The following is a 14,286-nucleotide window of genomic DNA, read 5'->3' on the forward strand; positions in this document are numbered from 1 at the left end:
CGTGTTCAGTATTCGCGCGGCGGCGCCCCGTCGAAGGCATCCTGCAGCAGCGCGCGCAACGCGCCGCGCTCGACCGGACGTGGATTCCGATACGGATTCGCGACGGCGAGGTCGGCGGCCCGGTCCAGGTCGGCCACACGCATGCCGATGTCGGCCAGCGACAGCGGCGCGCCCACGGCGCGCGCAAAGGCGTGCATGCCGCGCGCCGCGTCCTCGGCGCCGAGCGCGCGCGCGATCCGGCGCATCGCCTCGGGCGCGGCGGCCGTGTTGTAGGCCAGCGCATGCGGCAGGATGATGGCGTGCGTCTGCGCATGCGGCAGATTGAAGCTGCCGCCCAGCGTGTGGCAGAGCTTGTGATGCAGCGCCATGCCCACATTGCCCAGCACCGTGCCGCACAGCCAGGCGCCGTACAGCGCGTCGCCGCGCGCGCGCGGATCGGCGGCGTCGCGCCGCAGGCCCGGCAAGCCGCGCGCCAGCGCGGCGATGCCTTCCTCGGCCATCAGGCTCATCACCGGATTGGCATCCACCGCGTACAAGCCCTCGGCCGCGTGCGCCATGGCATTGATGCCGCTGGCCACGGACAGGTCCACCGGCAGGCTCAACGACAGCTGCGGGTCATACAAGACCGTCCGGGGCAGCACGCGCGGATCGGTGCCCGTGCGTTTGAGGCCGTTCTCGGTCACGCCGTAGATCGGCGTCATTTCACTGCCCGCATAGGTGGTCGGGATGGCCAGGATGGGCAGGCTGCTTTCCAGCGCGATCGCCTTGCCCAGCCCGACCGTGGAGCCGCCGCCCACGGCGACGGCGCAGTCCGCGCCGCGCGAGCGGGCGAACTCGCGCGCGTCCCGCGCCACTTCGATCGGCACGTGCATCGCCGCCCGGTCGTAGACGCCGACGGCACGCGCGCCCAACCGCTCGGCGACCGATTCGGCCATGGCGCGCTGCTCCGGCGTGCACAGCACCAGCGCACGCTGCGCGCCCAACGCCTGCACTTCGTCTTCCAGATGGCGCAGGCTGCCCGCGCCGAAGATCACGCGCGCGGGGCGCGCCTGATAGATGAATTCCATGATTCCCCCCGTCACCGCGTGACGTAGTCCACCTGGTGGCGCGCGATCCGCAGGCCCGCCAGTTCCTCGCGCACCCGCGCATGCGCCGGGTGCTCCGCATAGGCGCGCAGCGCCTCGTCCGATTCGAAGTCCGCCACCAGCACCAGGTCGCAGGCATAGTCCACGCCGCTGACGTCGGCGCCGATCTCGACCCGCGTCATGCCCGGAATGCGGCCACGCAGCCCCTCGAAGGCCGCCTGCACGCGCCGGCGCGCCTCGCTCCGCTCGTCGGCGCTGCGGCCCGCCACTTTCCACATCACGACGTGCCGGATCATGCCGACGGCCTTTTGGGGTTCAGCACGAAGTCATAGTCCAGCGTGTAGTACGGCGCGTCCAGGCGCGAACCGTCCGGCGCCAGGCCCGCGGAATGCCGGACCCAGTCGGCGACCAACGTAGAACGCACGCCGAACACCGCGTCGGATTCCAGATAGGGATCGCCGTCGCGGAACACATGCGTGATCAGCGTCTCGCAGCCCGGCGCCTGGATCATGAAATGCAGATGCGCGGGCCGCCACGGATGCCGGCCCAGCGCGGACAGCAACGCGCCGACCGGACCATCGTGGGGGATCGGATAGGGTTCGGCCAATATCGAGCGGAAGGCATAGCGCCCTTGCGCGTCCGTGCGCAGCTTGCCGCGCGCGCGGTGCGTGATGCTGCCGTCGGCCGCCGGCGGCGACTGCACGTCATAGTGGCCGTCCTGATCGGCCTGCCAGACTTCCATCAGGGCATGGGCCACGGGCTTTCCGTCCACATCCAGCACCCGGCCGCGCACGAAGCAGGGCTCGCCTGGGGCGCCATTGGCGATGTCCGCGTCGCATGCGTACTCCGGACTGCCCTCGACATAGAACGGGCCGAACACCGTCGCCTCGGTACAGCCCGCCGGCTTGGCATGGTTCTGCGCCGTGACCAGCGTCGACAGGCCGAGCACGTCCGACAGCAGGATGAATTCCTGACGCTGGTCATCGGTGATGTGGCCCACGCCCGTCAGGAAGCCGATGGCGGCCTGCCATTCGGCTTCGCTCAGGCGGACCTCGCGGGCGAAGGAATGCAGATGCTGGACCAGACTTGTGAAGACGGTCCGCAACCGCTCGTCGCGGCAACCGCCGAGTGACGCGATCACGGCCTGCGTGATCGTGTCTTCGTTGAGATTGCGCATAGGGGTAGTCTCCGGATGTAGTTCTGCGATAGGTTGCGATAACATTAATTCCGTCTCGCCAAGGAAAAAAGACAGGTTTGCGGAGTTTTGTTCTCCGCTACGCGGAGAAATCACCAGCATGGACAGATGGGCCCAGATCGAGTTCTTCATCCAGGTCGCGGAACTGGGCAGCCTGTCCAAGGCCGCCGAACGGCTGGGCATGTCCAGCGCGGCGGCCAGCCGATGCCTGAACGCGCTGGAAGAACGCCTGTCGGCGCGGCTGGTCGAGCGCACCACGCGACGCCTGTGGCTGACCGACGTGGGCCGCGAATACCACCGGCGCTGCGTCGCCATCATGGGCGAGATGGCGGAAGCCGACGCCGCCGTCAACGCCGCCACGCTCAATCCCAGCGGCACGCTGCGCGTGACAGCATCCGTGTCCTTCGCCTCGATCTACATCGCGCCCGCGCTGCCGGAATTCCACAAGCGCTATCCCAACCTGGACGTGCAGATCGTGGCCGCGAACCGCTATCCCGACTTCATCGAGGCCGGCATCGACGTGGCCATCCGCACGCGCGAGCATGAAGGCGATTCCAGCATCACCGTGCGCAAGCTGGCCGAGACGCGGCGCGTGCTGGCCGCCTCGCCCGGCTACCTGGCCAAGCGCGGCGCGCCCGCCACGCCGGACGCGCTGTGCCAGCACGACCTGCTGGTCTACAACCTGGCCAACGATCCCTATGTGCTGCATTTCCAGCGCGGCGCGCGGACGCAGTCGGTGCCCATCAAGAGCGTGCTCGACGCCAACGAAGGACAGGTGATCCGCGCGGCGGCGCTGGCCGGGCTGGGCATCCTGATCCAGCCGCTGTACATCATTCACGCCGACATCGTCGCCGGCAAGCTGGTGCCGGTGCTGGCCGACTGGCGCCTGCCCGCGCTCACCATCAACATCGCCTACCAAAGCCGGCGCCATCAGCCGGCGAAGATCCGCGTGTTCACGGAGTTCCTGATGGAACGCTTCGAACGGCTGGGCTTTGCCCGCAAGTGGAACGAGATCGCGCGATAGCGCCGCCCAGCCCCCTGCGCCAGCAACTCCTTCGCCACGCGAAGAACTGTTCTTCCCCCACCGGACTTTTTCCGCTCCAGACACACGGCCACCATTGCGTCTGCCGAAAAACGCGGGCTCCGCGCCCGCGCATCGGCAACCACGACAACGCAAAAAAACAACCTGGCCTGGAGACGCCATGACATACCCCATCACGCGCCGGCTCGGCGCCGGCCTACTCGCCTGCGCGGCCGCCAGCCTTGCCCACGCCACCGAGAACGGACAGATCAGCTATCCGGTCGGCGTCAACACGGTGCTCAACGGCCTGCTGCCGCCGCCGGGCGCCACGCAGTTCTTCAATTACTCGATCTATTATTCCGCCGACAGATTCGCCGGTCCGCACGGCGGCAGCGCCGTTCCCGGCTTTCGCCTGGACGTGGTGGCGGAGACGCCGCGCATCGTGCACACCTGGGAGCGTGGCCTGGGGCCCTTCACGATTTCCAGCAGCGCGATCGTCCCGATCCAGCGCGCGCGCCTGTCCACGCCAGCCGGAACCGGCGCCAGGACCGCGCTGGGCGACGTGATACTGGAGCCGTTCATGCTGGGCTATGCCAGTCCTGCAAAAGACTTCCACGCCTTCTTCTCGCCCTCGTTCGCCGTGCCCACCGGCGCCTATTCGTCCAGCCGGATCGCCAATACCGGCCTGAACACGTATGCCTTCCTGCCGTACCTGAGCATGAGCTGGTTTCCAAGCCCGCGATGGGAAGTCTCCGCCACGACGCTGATCGAAGCCAACACGCGCAACCGCGCGACCGGCTACCAGTCCGGTTCGGTCGCCGTGCTGGACTACCTGGTGGGCTACGCCGTCAGCCCGCGCCTGCAGCTGGGCGTGCAGGGCACATTGCTCAAGCAGTTCACAGACGACAGGAAGGACGGCGTCAAGGTCGGCGCGGACGGCTTTCGCGGCCAGGCGGCGGGCATTGGTCCGCAGCTGCGCTACATGTGGGGTCCGGCGTCCGGCATCGCCGTGAAGTACCAGCATGAATTCGCGGTGCGCAACCGGCCCCAGGGCGGCAAGCTGTGGGTGCAGTTCAGCTTTCCGATCTGAACGCCCGGCGACCGCCCCGGCGCAGCATATGGACGTCAGGCGTCATGAATTGAAACGAATACGCAACCCGTCCCGCGAGGCGGGTTGCTAGCATCCCGGCTTTCCGTTCACTTGACGCATTCCGCCCATGAGCATCATCTCGCGTTTCTTCGGCCGCAAGGAACCGGCCGCCGGCCAACCCAACGCCGAACCCGCCGCGCTGGTTTCCAATCCCGATCAGAAGGACGGCATGAGCCTGCAGGTCGCCTTCGCCGGCCCGCTACCGAACCAGGCCGATGCGCTCACGCGCGCGCTGCAGGCCTATCACCCGTCCATGGCCGACGCGCGCGCCGAACTCGACGCCGGCGGCGACCATTGGCTGGGCCTGGCGGGCTGGGGCGAGCATGTGGTCCGCATGGTCGGCTTCAACGCGCCGCTGCCCGAGGCCACGGTCGAGGTCTGCGTGGCGCCGGCGCACTACCCCGCCGAGGTCAAGGCCGAGGTGCGCGCGCACGCCAGCCATGTGCTGCTGTACTACACCGGCCACGATGCAGATCCGCTGGAGCAATACGTGGCCGTGGCCGCGGTGGCGGGCGCGCTGGCCGAGGCCGGCGGCGTCGCCGTCATGAACGAGCATGCCCACACGTCGCTGCCGGCCGGCGTGTTCACGCGCGCCTCGCTCGGCGACGAGAGCCTGGAGCTGCTGCGCTCGCTGCCGCTGACCATGCTGTACTGCGGCTTCGTGAAATACGAGGTGGAAGGCACCGAAGGCGTGTGGATGCGGACCTACGGCGCCGACCGCTTCGGCCTGCCCGACTTCGCCGCGCTGGCCGAGGGGCATCACCAGGGCGAGTTCTACTCGAACATCTTCAACAACATCATGGCCTATCTGCTCCAGAGCGGCGCCGAGATGGACGCCGGCCACACCATGCAGATCGGCGAGAACGCCTACCTGAAACTGCGCGAGCCCGGCGAGCCCGAGTACTTCCTGCAAGGGCCGGGCCGCACGCTGGTCGCGGAGATCATCGCCGAGGACCAGATCAACCGGCCGGACGCCTGAACGCGACCGCGCCCGGCCTGCCGCGCCGGCCGGGCGAGCCCGTGTACTATCACCGCCGGATGACTTCAGGATGGACACCGATGGAACTGACCCTGCCCGGCAAGCTGCACAAGGCGCTGGAACGCGAGGCCCAGGACGCCAAGCGCACGCTCCACGCGCACCTGGTCCGCAAGCTCGAGAACGTCACGCCTCCGATCGACACGATCGACCCTCGCCCCCTGCATGCCAACCTGCCGCGCCTGACGGCGTATCTGGACCGCGTGCCCGGCGTGCGCGTGCTGTCCTCCGAAGTCACCCCCGACGCCTACTGGTGGGTCAAGCTCACCATCGACATCGCCGATCCGCTGGCATGGCGCGTGGTGCAGGAACTGGGCTTCGTGCTGAATGACCTGTCGCTAGAGGACAAGCTGCCCACGGTGTTCAAGCCGGTCTCGCCGCCGCCGTATCTCAATGGCGGCCCCGAGGAATGCCTGGCCTGGGTGATCGAATCCAGCTGGAACTACATCGATCCCGGCTGGATCGCCGACACGCTGGAAGGCTATCTGCCCCGCCCGGTGGACCAGCCCGGGTCCTGGTCGGCGCAATAGACGCTGACGGCAGGCGACGCGGCAATCGCGATGAACCAGCTCCTGGCAATGCGCGCCTTCCTGCGCGTGGTGGAAACCGGCACCTTCGGCCATGCCGCGGACCAGCTAGGCGTGCCGCGCTCAACGGTCAGCAAGCTGATCGCCGACCTGGAAGCGCATCTGGGCGTGCAGCTGATGCACCGGACCACGCGCCGGCTTTCCGTCACGGCGGAAGGCCAGGAGTATTACCAATCCGCCGCGCGCCTGGTGGTCGAGCTGGACGCGGCCGACGGCGCGGTGCGAGGCCGCAAGCTCAAGCCGCGCGGCCATGTGCGCATCGACGCGCCGACCTCCTTCGCCAATTGCCTGCTGATACCGGCGCTGCCGGACTTCCATCAGCAGTACCCCGACGTGACACTGGCCATCGGCATCGACGACCGGCCCGTCAACATCGTGGGCGAAGGCGTGGACTGCGCCATCCGCGCGGGCGAGCTGCGCGACCTGGGCCTGGTGGCGCGGCGCATCGCCGAGTTCGGCTATGTGACCTGCGCGTCGCCCGCCTACCTGAACCGCAAGGGCATCCCCGGGTCGCCCGCTGGCCTGGCGCAAGGACATGCGCTGATCGGCCATTTCTCGGCGGCCACCGGCAAGCTGCAGCCGCTGCTGTTCGAACGCGACGGCGAACGCCATGAAGCCGGCGACTGCGCGTTCTCCGTCAACAACGGCGATGGGCTGACGCGCCTGCTGCTGGCCGGCCTGGGCATCGGACAGCACCTGCGCCCCTTCGTGCAGCGCAGCCTGGACGCGGGCGAACTGGTGGAGATCCTGCCCGACTGGACGCGGCCCGCCGCCGCGTTCCATGCGGTCTATCCGCCCAACCGGCATCCCAGCGCGCGGCTGCGCGTCTTCCTCGACTGGCTCGCCAGCCGGTTCGGCTGAGAGGCGCGCTCGCTGCGCGCTCCGCCGGCCGCGCGCACTATCCATGGACGTGGATGATCCTTCCACGGGCGGCGCTTTTTCCGCATGGGCGGGGCCGATAGAGTGGGCGAACGGTGCCTGTGCGCCGCCCACCCGATACGGAACCTCCATGAACGACAACGCCCAGCCCGCCGCCCGCGCCAGGAAACCCTGGCCGGCGGTGTTTTCCATCGCCGTCAGCAGCTTCAGCCTGGTCAGCGCGGAGTTCCTGCCCGTGGGCCTGCTCAACGCGATGGCCGCCGACCTGGGCATCTCCGTCGGCACGGCGGGCCTGCTGGTGGCGGCGTCCGGCCTGCTGGCGGCAATATCGGCACCCGCCCTGACCATCCTGGCGGGGCAGCGCGACCGCCGGCAGGTGCTGCTCGCGCTCAGCCTGCTGCTGACCCTGTCGAACCTGCTGTCCATGACGGCCACGGGCCTGCCGGCCATGCTGGCCGCGCGCGTGCTGCTCGGCATCGCGGTGGGCGGCTTCTGGAGCCTGGGCGCCAGCACGGCCAACCGATTGGCGCCGGCCGGATCGGAAGCCCGAGCCACATCGGTGGTCTACGCCGGCATCTCGGTCGGCATCGTGCTCGGCGTGCCGCTGGGCACGCTGATCGGCCAGGAACTGGGCTGGCGCAATGCGTTCGCGGCCGCCAGCGTCGTCTCGGCGCTGGCCTATGCGGTCCAGTATGTCAGCCTGCCCACCGTGACGCAGGCGATGCGCATCAGCGCCCGCCAGCTGTTCCGCCTGGCGGCGCGGCCGGCGATCATGCAGGCGCTGCTCATCACCGTGCTGGCCAAGGGCACGCAGTTCGCGACCTACACCTACGTCGAACCCTATCTGTCCGACGTGACGGCCGCGAGCGGCTATTTCATTACCCTGGCCCTGCTGGTGTATGGCGGCGCCGGCGTCATCGGCAGCCTGCTGGGCGGCATGGGCGCCGACCGTACGCTGCGCGGCACGCTGGCCGTGGTGCTGGCCGCCGCGACCTCGGCGCTCGCGCTGCTCTGCGTGGCCGGTTCGTCCTCCGCCGTGGCGCTGTTCTGCCTGCTGGTCTGGGGCGCGGCGTTCGGCGCCCTGCCGCTATGCCTGCAGCTGTGGATCATGCGGCTGGCGGGCGACGAGCTGGAAGGCGGCGCGGCCCTGTTCGTGACCTGCGTGCAGAGTTCGATCGCGATCGGTTCCGCCCTGGGCGGCCGGCTGGTCAATCACTACGGCGCGGCCGCGGACATGGGCGTCGGCGCGGCGCTGTTCCTGGCGTCGCTGGCGTTCGCCTGGCGCGCCATGGCCGCGCCCGCCATGCGCGGCCGCGTCCCCGCCGGCGCGGACTGATCAGGCCGGCGCGCCGTCTATTCCTTCCGCCTGGCCAGGCGCCAGCGCATCAGGTCATCCGCGCCGGGGCCGGCCTCCACCCTCAGATCCTGGTAGGGCACCGGCGCGCCGCTGCCCTCGTCCACCAATCCCAGCCGCACGCGCCCGCCGGTCTGCGCGCTGACGATGCACAGCGGCGGCTCCTCGGACTCCTGCGCCCGCCATTTGTCGCCGACCTGGACCAGCGCCTGCAGCACCAGCGCCACGTCCAGGCCCTTGGCCGTGGGCAGGTATTCGTAGCGTTCCGGCGCGCTCTGGTACAGCGAGCGCTCGATCAGGCCGTTCTGCTCCAGCAGCTTCAAACGGTCGGCCAGCGTCGCGTTGGTGATGCCGGTGGACCGGCGCAGATCGTCGTAGCGCCGCAGGCCCAGCACCAGATCCCGCAGGACCAGCATGGCCCAGCGGTCGCCCACGGCGTCCAGCACCATGGCGATGGAGCAGGCCATGCCTTCAAAACTCTTGGCGCGCATCGTGTTCCCTTCATGTCGTATGGCAATCGCCGCCAGTATCGCAACCGCGCTGGAATCGCTCAAGTGCCTGGCGGCAGGTCGTCACTTTACAACTTCAATAATTGAAGTCAATAATTGTACTTAAAACCTCGCCACCACGATTCAAAGGAGATCCCCATGAACATCGAAGCAGGCACCGCGCTGGTGACCGGCGCCTCGTCCGGCATCGGCGCCGCCTACGCCCGCCAACTGGCGGCGCGCGGCCATGACCTGATCCTGAGCGCGCGCCGCCAGGACCGCCTCGACGCGCTGGCGCAGCAGCTGCGCGCGGCCCATGGATGCAAGGTCGAGGCCTGGCCCGCCGATCTCGCCAACCCGCAAGACCTGCTCCGGCTGGAAGAGGCGCTGTCGACCAGGGAAGACATCGCCATGCTGGTGAACTGCGCCGGCCTGGGCGCGCTGGGACCGGGCGCGACGGCCGACACGGATGCCGTCGACCGGATGGTCAAGGTGAACGTGCTGGCGCTGACCCGGCTGTCCCTGGCGGCCGCCCGCGCCTTCGCGCGGCGCCAGCGCGGCGTCATCGTCAATATCGGTTCGATACTGGCCCTGATGCCGGTGCCCGGCGCGTCCGGCTACAGCGCCTCCAAGGCCTATGTGCTGAATTTCAGCCGCGCGCTGCAGGCCGAGCTGGAGCCGGCCGGCGTCACCGTGCAGGCGGTGATGCCCGGCATGGTCCGCTCCGAGTTCTTCGGCGGCAAGCCCGCGCCCTTTCCCGACCACCTGTTCATGGAGGCCGACACGCTGGTCGCCACGGCGCTGTGCGCGCTCGACCAGGGCGAGCGGGTCTGCTTTCCCACCCTCTCCGATCCGGCCGGCTGGAGCGGCCTGGAAGCGGCGCGCGGCGCGCTGGTCAAGGCGCTGACACACAGCGGCGAGCCGGCCGCGCGCTACGGCGTGGCCTCGGCCTGACGTTCCCATCCCCCAACCACACCCGCAGGAGCATCCCCATGCCGCTCTGGAAAATCTACCACCCCGAAAACGCCTTCTCCGACGACGACAAGCAGGCTATCGCCGAACGCGTCACCGCCCTCTACACCGACCTGCCGAAGTTCTATGTCGGCCTGGTGTTCCAGCCCGTGCCCAAGGCGTCCTTTTTCATCGGCGGGCAACGCGCCGACGATTTCGTGCGCATCTCGGTCGACCATATCGCCCGGCAGATACACGAGGACGAGATAAAACGGCGCTTCCTGGGCGCCGTGGGCAGGCTGCTGGCGCCCTATATCGCCGAGCGCGGACTGCGCTGGGAAATCCACATCGACGAGACGCCGTTCAGCCTGTGGACCATCCAGGACCAGCGCCCGCCCGTGCCCGGCACGCCCGAGAGCGAGCGATGGCGCGAGCAGAACCGGCCTGTCCCGGCATAAGCGGCGCGCTCACAGCCCCAGGCGCAACTCGGGAAACACGCGGCGCAGCAGCGCCGCGACGCCGACGTGCGCCTCGAAGCCGATACCCGGCGCCTGCGGCAGGTCGGCCATGCCATCCACGATGCGTCCGCCTTCGGCCATGCCGGAGAAGGGCTGGAAGGCGAACGGATTCAGCTCGGCGCCGCCCAGCCCCAGTCCCGCCGCCACATGCAGGCCGAACAGGTGCCCGCCATGCGGCCAGAACGCCCGCGCGGGCCAGCCGCGCGCCAGGAATTCCTCGACGATTCGAACATAGGCCGTCAGGCCGTAGCAATGCGCGGGATCGAAGACCAGTACATCGCGATCCGGACGCAGGCCGCCATGCCGCGCCAGCAGGCGCGCCTCCTGCGGCGAGAACAGGGCCTCGCCGGCGGCGATCGGCGACGGATAGCTGGCCGCCACGTCCGCCAGCGTCTCGAAATCCAGCGGGTCGCAGATGTCCTCGAACCACCACAGGCCATAGCCGGACAGCGCGCGCGCCGCCGCCTGCGCGCTGCCGGGTCCGTAAGCGTTCATCGCATCCACCGCCAGGCCTGCGTCCGTGGGCAGCCGCGCCAATACCGTCTCGATGCGGCGGCGATCGGCATCCAGATCCGCGCCGCCGATCTTGATCTTGATCCGGTTGAACCCCAGCGCGACGCAGGCCCGCGCCTCGTCCGCCAGGCGGGCCTCGTCGTCGCGCGGATAGAGATAGCCGCCGCCCGCGTACACCGGCACGCGGGCCGGCGGCGCGGCGCCCGCCCGCCGGCGGGCGATATGGCGGCATAACGGCTCGTCCGCGATCTTGGCGGCGGCATCCCAGATGGCCATGTCCAACGCCCCGACGGCGACGCAGCGCTCGCCGTGGCCGCCCGGTTTCTCGCCGGCCATCATCGCGCGCCACGCCAGCGCGGGGTCCAGGTTGCCTGTCGATGCGTCGGCGCAGGCGCCGTCGGGCGCTTGCAGCAGGCGCGGCGCGAAACGCGCCCGGATCAGGCCGCCTTGCGCATAGCGGCCCACGGATCCGTAGCCCAGGCCGACCACCGGGCGTCCGCCCCGAATCACATCCGTGATGACGGCAACCACGCTGGTGTCCAGGTCGCCGGACGCGATCGCGGGATCGGCGTAACGGGACAAAGGCACGGCAGCTTCCAGGACATTCACGATGCGCATGGTCGGACTCCGGCGAATGGCGTTGTGGCGCGTTCCATTCTAGGGCGGATCCACGGAGTCGATTGCCGCTCGCCGCCGCGCGCGGCGGCTGATTCAGCGGGGCTTGCCCAGCAATCCGCCGCGCCGCGCGACCAGCGTGGCCTGGGTCCGGTTGACCACGCCCAGCGTCGCCAGGATGGCGGTGACGTGGGTCTTCACGGTCTTCTCGGTCATGCTGAGACGTTCGGAGATCTCGCGGTTGCGCAGGCCGTCGCACATCAGCCGCAACACCTCGCCCTGGCGCGGCGTCAAGGCGCTGAGCAGGGCCATGTCGTCCACCGGCGCCGGCATCGGCGCGGGCGGCTTGCGCGGCGCCGCCGCCGGCGCCAGGTCGGCGCGTGGCGGCTGGCCGATCTGCTCCAGCGCGTCCAGCAGCGCGCGGCAGTCGGCCGATTTGTGCAGAAAGCCCTGCGCCCCCGCCGCCATGACCCGTTCGCGGTCGTCGGGATCCTCGGAAGCGCTCAGCACCAGGACGCGGATGCCCGGGCGCAACTGCTTCAGGCGCTTGAGCAGCGCGCTGCCGCCCAGGTCGGGCAGGTAGTAGTCCATGATCACGCTGCCGATCTGCGGCTGCGCCTGCAGGACCGCGAGCGCCTCCGCGCCGTTGGACGCCGGATGGACCGTGACGCCGGGCAGCGCCTGCGAGAGGCTCAGCAGCAAGGCTTCGCGGAACATGGCGTGGTCGTCGATCAGGAGTACTGCGGTCATGGAAAGGAATCCTCGGAATCTGTCTGCCGTGGCCGATGCAGCAACGCGGTCACATGCGCGCGCAAGTCCTCGACCTCCACCGGCTTGTGCAGCAGGGGGATGTTTCTGTCGGCCGCCTCGATCAGGCGGCCCGGATCGGTGTCGCCGCTGACCAGCAGCGCGGGAATCGGCGGATCGCTGTATTCCTCGCGCAGCCGCTCGATCACATGTATGCCGGTTTCGTGTTCGCGCAGACGGTAGTCGCTGATGATCAGGGCGGGCCGCTCGGGCTCGTGCACCACCTTGGCAAACAAGGCGTCGCCGCTGGCGGCGCCCACGACGCGGTAGCCCCAGCTTTCCAGCAGCAAGGTCAGGCCGGCCAGGTTCTGCGCATCGTCGTCGACCACCAGCACCATCCGCCCGCGCCCGTGGTCCGGGATCGCGTCGCCGGCGGCGGGCGCTGGCGGCGCGGGCTCGGGCGCCGGCGGCGTCGCGGCCAGCGCCTCCTCGGCGGAGCGCGTCTCCAGACCCAGCGAGAACAGGGTGCCGCGCCCCTCCTGCGATGCCAGGACCAGCGGATGGTCCAGCAGCGCGGCGGTGCGCCGCACGATGGCCAGCCCCAGTCCCAGCCCCTTGCTGCGATCCCGCTCCGGGTTGTTCAGCTGGTGGAACTCCCAGAACACCCGCTCCTGTTCGGACGGCGGGATGCCCGGCCCGGTATCGCAGACCAGGATGCGCACGCCGCCGCGCCGATGCCGGCAGCCGACCAGCACGCCGCCGCGCCGGGTATGCGCGATGGCGTTGCTGATGAGATTGCGCAGGATGCGCTCCAGCAGCACCGGATCCGAATTCACCACCGCCTTGCTGGGCCTGACCCGCAGCGACAAGCCTTTCTGCACCGCCTGCGGCGCATACTCGGCCCGCAACTGCTCCAGCAGCGGATTGAGCGGGAACCACTTGCGCCGGGGCTCGATCACGCCGGCGTCCAGCCTGGAGATATTGAGCAAGGCATCGAACAGATGCCCCATTGCCGCCGTCGCGCTGGCGATGTTGTCCACCAGGTAGCGGCCGTGCGCGGTGAGTTTCTCGTTGGTCAGCAGGCCCAGGAACAGGCTGACCGCGTGCACGGGCTGGCGCAGGTCATGGCTGGCGGCGGCCAGGAAGCGCGATTTTTCCAGGTTGCTGCGCTCGGCCGCCTCCTTCTCGCGCCGCACCTGCTCCAGCAGCGCCAGATTCTCGTAGCCCAGCCGCAGGGCGTCCAGGTGGGTGCGATGCATGCGGTGCGTGAACGCCAGCGTGGAGGCCACATAGGCGACTCCGCTCGCCACCATGGCGATGTGCAGCGGCGAAGGCTGCGCCGCCAGCGCGATGAAGGGCGGCGCCAGCGCCGGGATCTCGAAGGCGTAGACGACCGGCAGGACGATGTAGTTGGAATAGATCGCCCCCGTGCCCAGCCCGATCAGGATCACGATGCTGAACAGCTGGTACTCGACAGGCAGGAAGAAGCTCCAGTAGGCGACCGGCAGCCCCCACAGCATGCCCGAGGCGAGATTGCCCAGGAACATCCGACGCAGCCAGCGTTCGGCCGCGTCCGGCTGCGCCTGGCTGCGGTCGTAGGCCAGCATCGCCGCCCAGCGCAGGGCGGCGACCAGCAGCATGGCGGCGATCCACGGCGCCAGCTCGCGGTCGGGCACGACGCCGTACAGGGCATAGGCGCTGAAACAGGCGGCGATGACCGAGCCCGACAGGGCGAAGGGGAAGCTGCGGCGCAGCACGGCCACCTGCACCGCCCGGACGCGCGAGCCGTCGGGAAACGCAGCGGCCAGGGTTTCGGAAGTTGGATCCATGAACGAGGGCGGCGCGAGCCTGTGAGGATCCCGGACGCGACCCCGTTCGGGAAAATAGGGGAAAGGCAACGGCGATGGCCACGGCGGCTGCCGGGCTGGGGATGCGCGGAAAAATTTAGCAATTGCCAACCAGCGGGTCAATAATCCGGACACGGCGCCAGCCTCCCGTCGTACATGCGTGCAACCCCTCCGCGCCCGCGACGGGAGGACAAATCCGCATGCCATACAGGTAACAGGCGGCGGCGGGCCGCGCATCGGACTTTGGTCTTAGGCCGCCACTGGCGGCCGGGCGCAAACAGGCTACATTCCCAGGACAAG

The 14,286-nt window shown here is 69.4% G+C and carries 15 protein-coding genes; 8 read left to right on the forward strand and 7 right to left on the reverse strand.

The window, feature by feature from the left end:
* Window positions 1-5: 5 nt before the first annotated feature.
* The 3 genes from C2U31_RS29955 to C2U31_RS29965 are packed head-to-tail and all read right to left on the reverse strand — an operon-like array spanning window position 6 to window position 2,262.
* Window positions 6-1,067 carry a maleylacetate reductase gene (locus C2U31_RS29955; protein ID WP_103276121.1) on the reverse strand — a complete coding sequence of 354 codons (1,062 nt, stop codon included), beginning with the start codon at window positions 1,065-1,067 and terminating at the stop codon, window positions 6-8.
* An 11-nt stretch (window positions 1,068-1,078) separates the two neighbouring features.
* Window positions 1,079-1,381: a Dabb family protein gene (locus tag C2U31_RS29960; RefSeq protein WP_103276122.1), complete on the reverse strand. Its 303-nt coding sequence runs from the start codon at window positions 1,379-1,381 to the stop codon at window positions 1,079-1,081.
* Window positions 1,378-2,262 carry an intradiol ring-cleavage dioxygenase gene (locus tag C2U31_RS29965; protein WP_103276123.1) on the reverse strand — a complete coding sequence of 295 codons (885 nt, stop codon included), beginning with the start codon at window positions 2,260-2,262 and terminating at the stop codon, window positions 1,378-1,380. The genes C2U31_RS29960 and C2U31_RS29965 overlap by 4 nt, the downstream gene beginning before the upstream one ends.
* A gap of 118 nt (window positions 2,263-2,380) precedes the next feature.
* On the opposite strand from C2U31_RS29965, the gene C2U31_RS29970 reads away from it, so the two are divergent.
* The 6 genes from C2U31_RS29970 to C2U31_RS29995 all read left to right on the forward strand — a co-directional run bounded on the left by C2U31_RS29970 (window position 2,381) and on the right by C2U31_RS29995 (window position 8,289).
* Window positions 2,381-3,304, forward strand: coding sequence for a LysR family transcriptional regulator (locus tag C2U31_RS29970; protein ID WP_103276124.1), 924 nt, complete (start codon window positions 2,381-2,383; stop codon window positions 3,302-3,304).
* Between the two features lie 178 nt (window positions 3,305-3,482).
* On the forward strand, window positions 3,483-4,391 hold the full coding sequence (locus tag C2U31_RS29975) for a transporter (protein WP_103276125.1): 909 nt from the start codon (window positions 3,483-3,485) through the stop codon (window positions 4,389-4,391).
* Between the two features lie 127 nt (window positions 4,392-4,518).
* Window positions 4,519-5,430: a DUF4261 domain-containing protein gene (locus tag C2U31_RS29980; protein ID WP_103276126.1), complete on the forward strand. Its 912-nt coding sequence runs from the start codon at window positions 4,519-4,521 to the stop codon at window positions 5,428-5,430.
* A gap of 80 nt (window positions 5,431-5,510) precedes the next feature.
* Entirely contained in the window at window positions 5,511-6,017 is a 507-nt protein-coding gene (locus tag C2U31_RS29985; protein WP_103276127.1) for a hypothetical protein, read from the forward strand.
* A 30-nt stretch (window positions 6,018-6,047) separates the two neighbouring features.
* Window positions 6,048-6,935: a LysR family transcriptional regulator gene (locus tag C2U31_RS29990; RefSeq protein WP_103276128.1), complete on the forward strand. Its 888-nt coding sequence runs from the start codon at window positions 6,048-6,050 to the stop codon at window positions 6,933-6,935.
* Window positions 6,936-7,083: 148 nt separating this feature from the next.
* Complete coding sequence (locus tag C2U31_RS29995; protein ID WP_158658501.1) at window positions 7,084-8,289, forward strand: MFS transporter; 1,206 nt, start codon at window positions 7,084-7,086, stop codon at window positions 8,287-8,289.
* A 17-nt stretch (window positions 8,290-8,306) separates the two neighbouring features.
* On the opposite strand, the gene C2U31_RS31175 is transcribed toward C2U31_RS29995, so the two are convergent.
* Window positions 8,307-8,798: a helix-turn-helix domain-containing protein gene (locus tag C2U31_RS31175; RefSeq protein ID WP_103276130.1), complete on the reverse strand. Its 492-nt coding sequence runs from the start codon at window positions 8,796-8,798 to the stop codon at window positions 8,307-8,309.
* Window positions 8,799-8,954: 156 nt separating this feature from the next.
* On the opposite strand from C2U31_RS31175, the gene C2U31_RS30005 reads away from it, so the two are divergent.
* The gene (locus C2U31_RS30005) at window positions 8,955-9,749 is read left to right on the forward strand and encodes an SDR family oxidoreductase (RefSeq protein ID WP_103276131.1); all 795 of its coding nucleotides are present in this window, start codon (window positions 8,955-8,957) and stop codon (window positions 9,747-9,749) included.
* A 38-nt stretch (window positions 9,750-9,787) separates the two neighbouring features.
* Window positions 9,788-10,204 carry a tautomerase family protein gene (locus C2U31_RS30010; RefSeq protein ID WP_103276132.1) on the forward strand — a complete coding sequence of 139 codons (417 nt, stop codon included), beginning with the start codon at window positions 9,788-9,790 and terminating at the stop codon, window positions 10,202-10,204.
* A gap of 9 nt (window positions 10,205-10,213) precedes the next feature.
* Here C2U31_RS30010 and C2U31_RS30015 read toward each other — a convergent pair whose 3' ends face one another.
* The 3 genes from C2U31_RS30015 to C2U31_RS30025 all read right to left on the reverse strand — a co-directional run bounded on the left by C2U31_RS30015 (window position 10,214) and on the right by C2U31_RS30025 (window position 13,968).
* Window positions 10,214-11,395, reverse strand: a complete 1,182-nt coding sequence (locus C2U31_RS30015) for an enolase C-terminal domain-like protein (RefSeq protein WP_103276133.1) — start codon at window positions 11,393-11,395, stop codon at window positions 10,214-10,216.
* Window positions 11,396-11,488: 93 nt separating this feature from the next.
* Window positions 11,489-12,142: a response regulator transcription factor gene (locus tag C2U31_RS30020; protein ID WP_103276134.1), complete on the reverse strand. Its 654-nt coding sequence runs from the start codon at window positions 12,140-12,142 to the stop codon at window positions 11,489-11,491.
* Window positions 12,139-13,968: a hybrid sensor histidine kinase/response regulator gene (locus C2U31_RS30025; RefSeq protein WP_103276135.1), complete on the reverse strand. Its 1,830-nt coding sequence runs from the start codon at window positions 13,966-13,968 to the stop codon at window positions 12,139-12,141. Before C2U31_RS30025 ends, C2U31_RS30020 begins: the two co-directional genes overlap by 4 nt.
* Window positions 13,969-14,286: the final 318 nt, after the last annotated feature.

This window comes from Achromobacter sp. AONIH1 (assembly GCF_002902905.1).
Taxonomy (GTDB): domain Bacteria; phylum Pseudomonadota; class Gammaproteobacteria; order Burkholderiales; family Burkholderiaceae_B; genus Achromobacter.

Excerpts from the sequence above, each read along its gene's own strand:
- C2U31_RS29955 (WP_103276121.1), bottom strand. The coding sequence starts at position 1,067 with ATGGAATTCATCTATCAGGCGCGCCCCGCGCGCGTGATCTTCGGCGCG.
- C2U31_RS29960 (WP_103276122.1), bottom strand. The coding sequence starts at position 1,381 with ATGATCCGGCACGTCGTGATGTGGAAAGTGGCGGGCCGCAGCGCCGAC.
- C2U31_RS29965 (WP_103276123.1), bottom strand. The coding sequence starts at position 2,262 with ATGCGCAATCTCAACGAAGACACGATCACGCAGGCCGTGATCGCGTCA.
- C2U31_RS29970 (WP_103276124.1), top strand. The coding sequence starts at position 2,381 with ATGGACAGATGGGCCCAGATCGAGTTCTTCATCCAGGTCGCGGAACTG.
- C2U31_RS29975 (WP_103276125.1), top strand. The coding sequence starts at position 3,483 with ATGACATACCCCATCACGCGCCGGCTCGGCGCCGGCCTACTCGCCTGC.
- C2U31_RS29980 (WP_103276126.1), top strand. The coding sequence starts at position 4,519 with ATGAGCATCATCTCGCGTTTCTTCGGCCGCAAGGAACCGGCCGCCGGC.
- C2U31_RS29985 (WP_103276127.1), top strand. The coding sequence starts at position 5,511 with ATGGAACTGACCCTGCCCGGCAAGCTGCACAAGGCGCTGGAACGCGAG.
- C2U31_RS29990 (WP_103276128.1), top strand. The coding sequence starts at position 6,048 with ATGAACCAGCTCCTGGCAATGCGCGCCTTCCTGCGCGTGGTGGAAACC.
- C2U31_RS29995 (WP_158658501.1), top strand. The coding sequence starts at position 7,084 with ATGAACGACAACGCCCAGCCCGCCGCCCGCGCCAGGAAACCCTGGCCG.
- C2U31_RS31175 (WP_103276130.1), bottom strand. The coding sequence starts at position 8,798 with ATGCGCGCCAAGAGTTTTGAAGGCATGGCCTGCTCCATCGCCATGGTG.
- C2U31_RS30005 (WP_103276131.1), top strand. The coding sequence starts at position 8,955 with ATGAACATCGAAGCAGGCACCGCGCTGGTGACCGGCGCCTCGTCCGGC.
- C2U31_RS30010 (WP_103276132.1), top strand. The coding sequence starts at position 9,788 with ATGCCGCTCTGGAAAATCTACCACCCCGAAAACGCCTTCTCCGACGAC.
- C2U31_RS30015 (WP_103276133.1), bottom strand. The coding sequence starts at position 11,395 with ATGCGCATCGTGAATGTCCTGGAAGCTGCCGTGCCTTTGTCCCGTTAC.
- C2U31_RS30020 (WP_103276134.1), bottom strand. The coding sequence starts at position 12,142 with ATGACCGCAGTACTCCTGATCGACGACCACGCCATGTTCCGCGAAGCC.
- C2U31_RS30025 (WP_103276135.1), bottom strand. The coding sequence starts at position 13,968 with ATGGATCCAACTTCCGAAACCCTGGCCGCTGCGTTTCCCGACGGCTCG.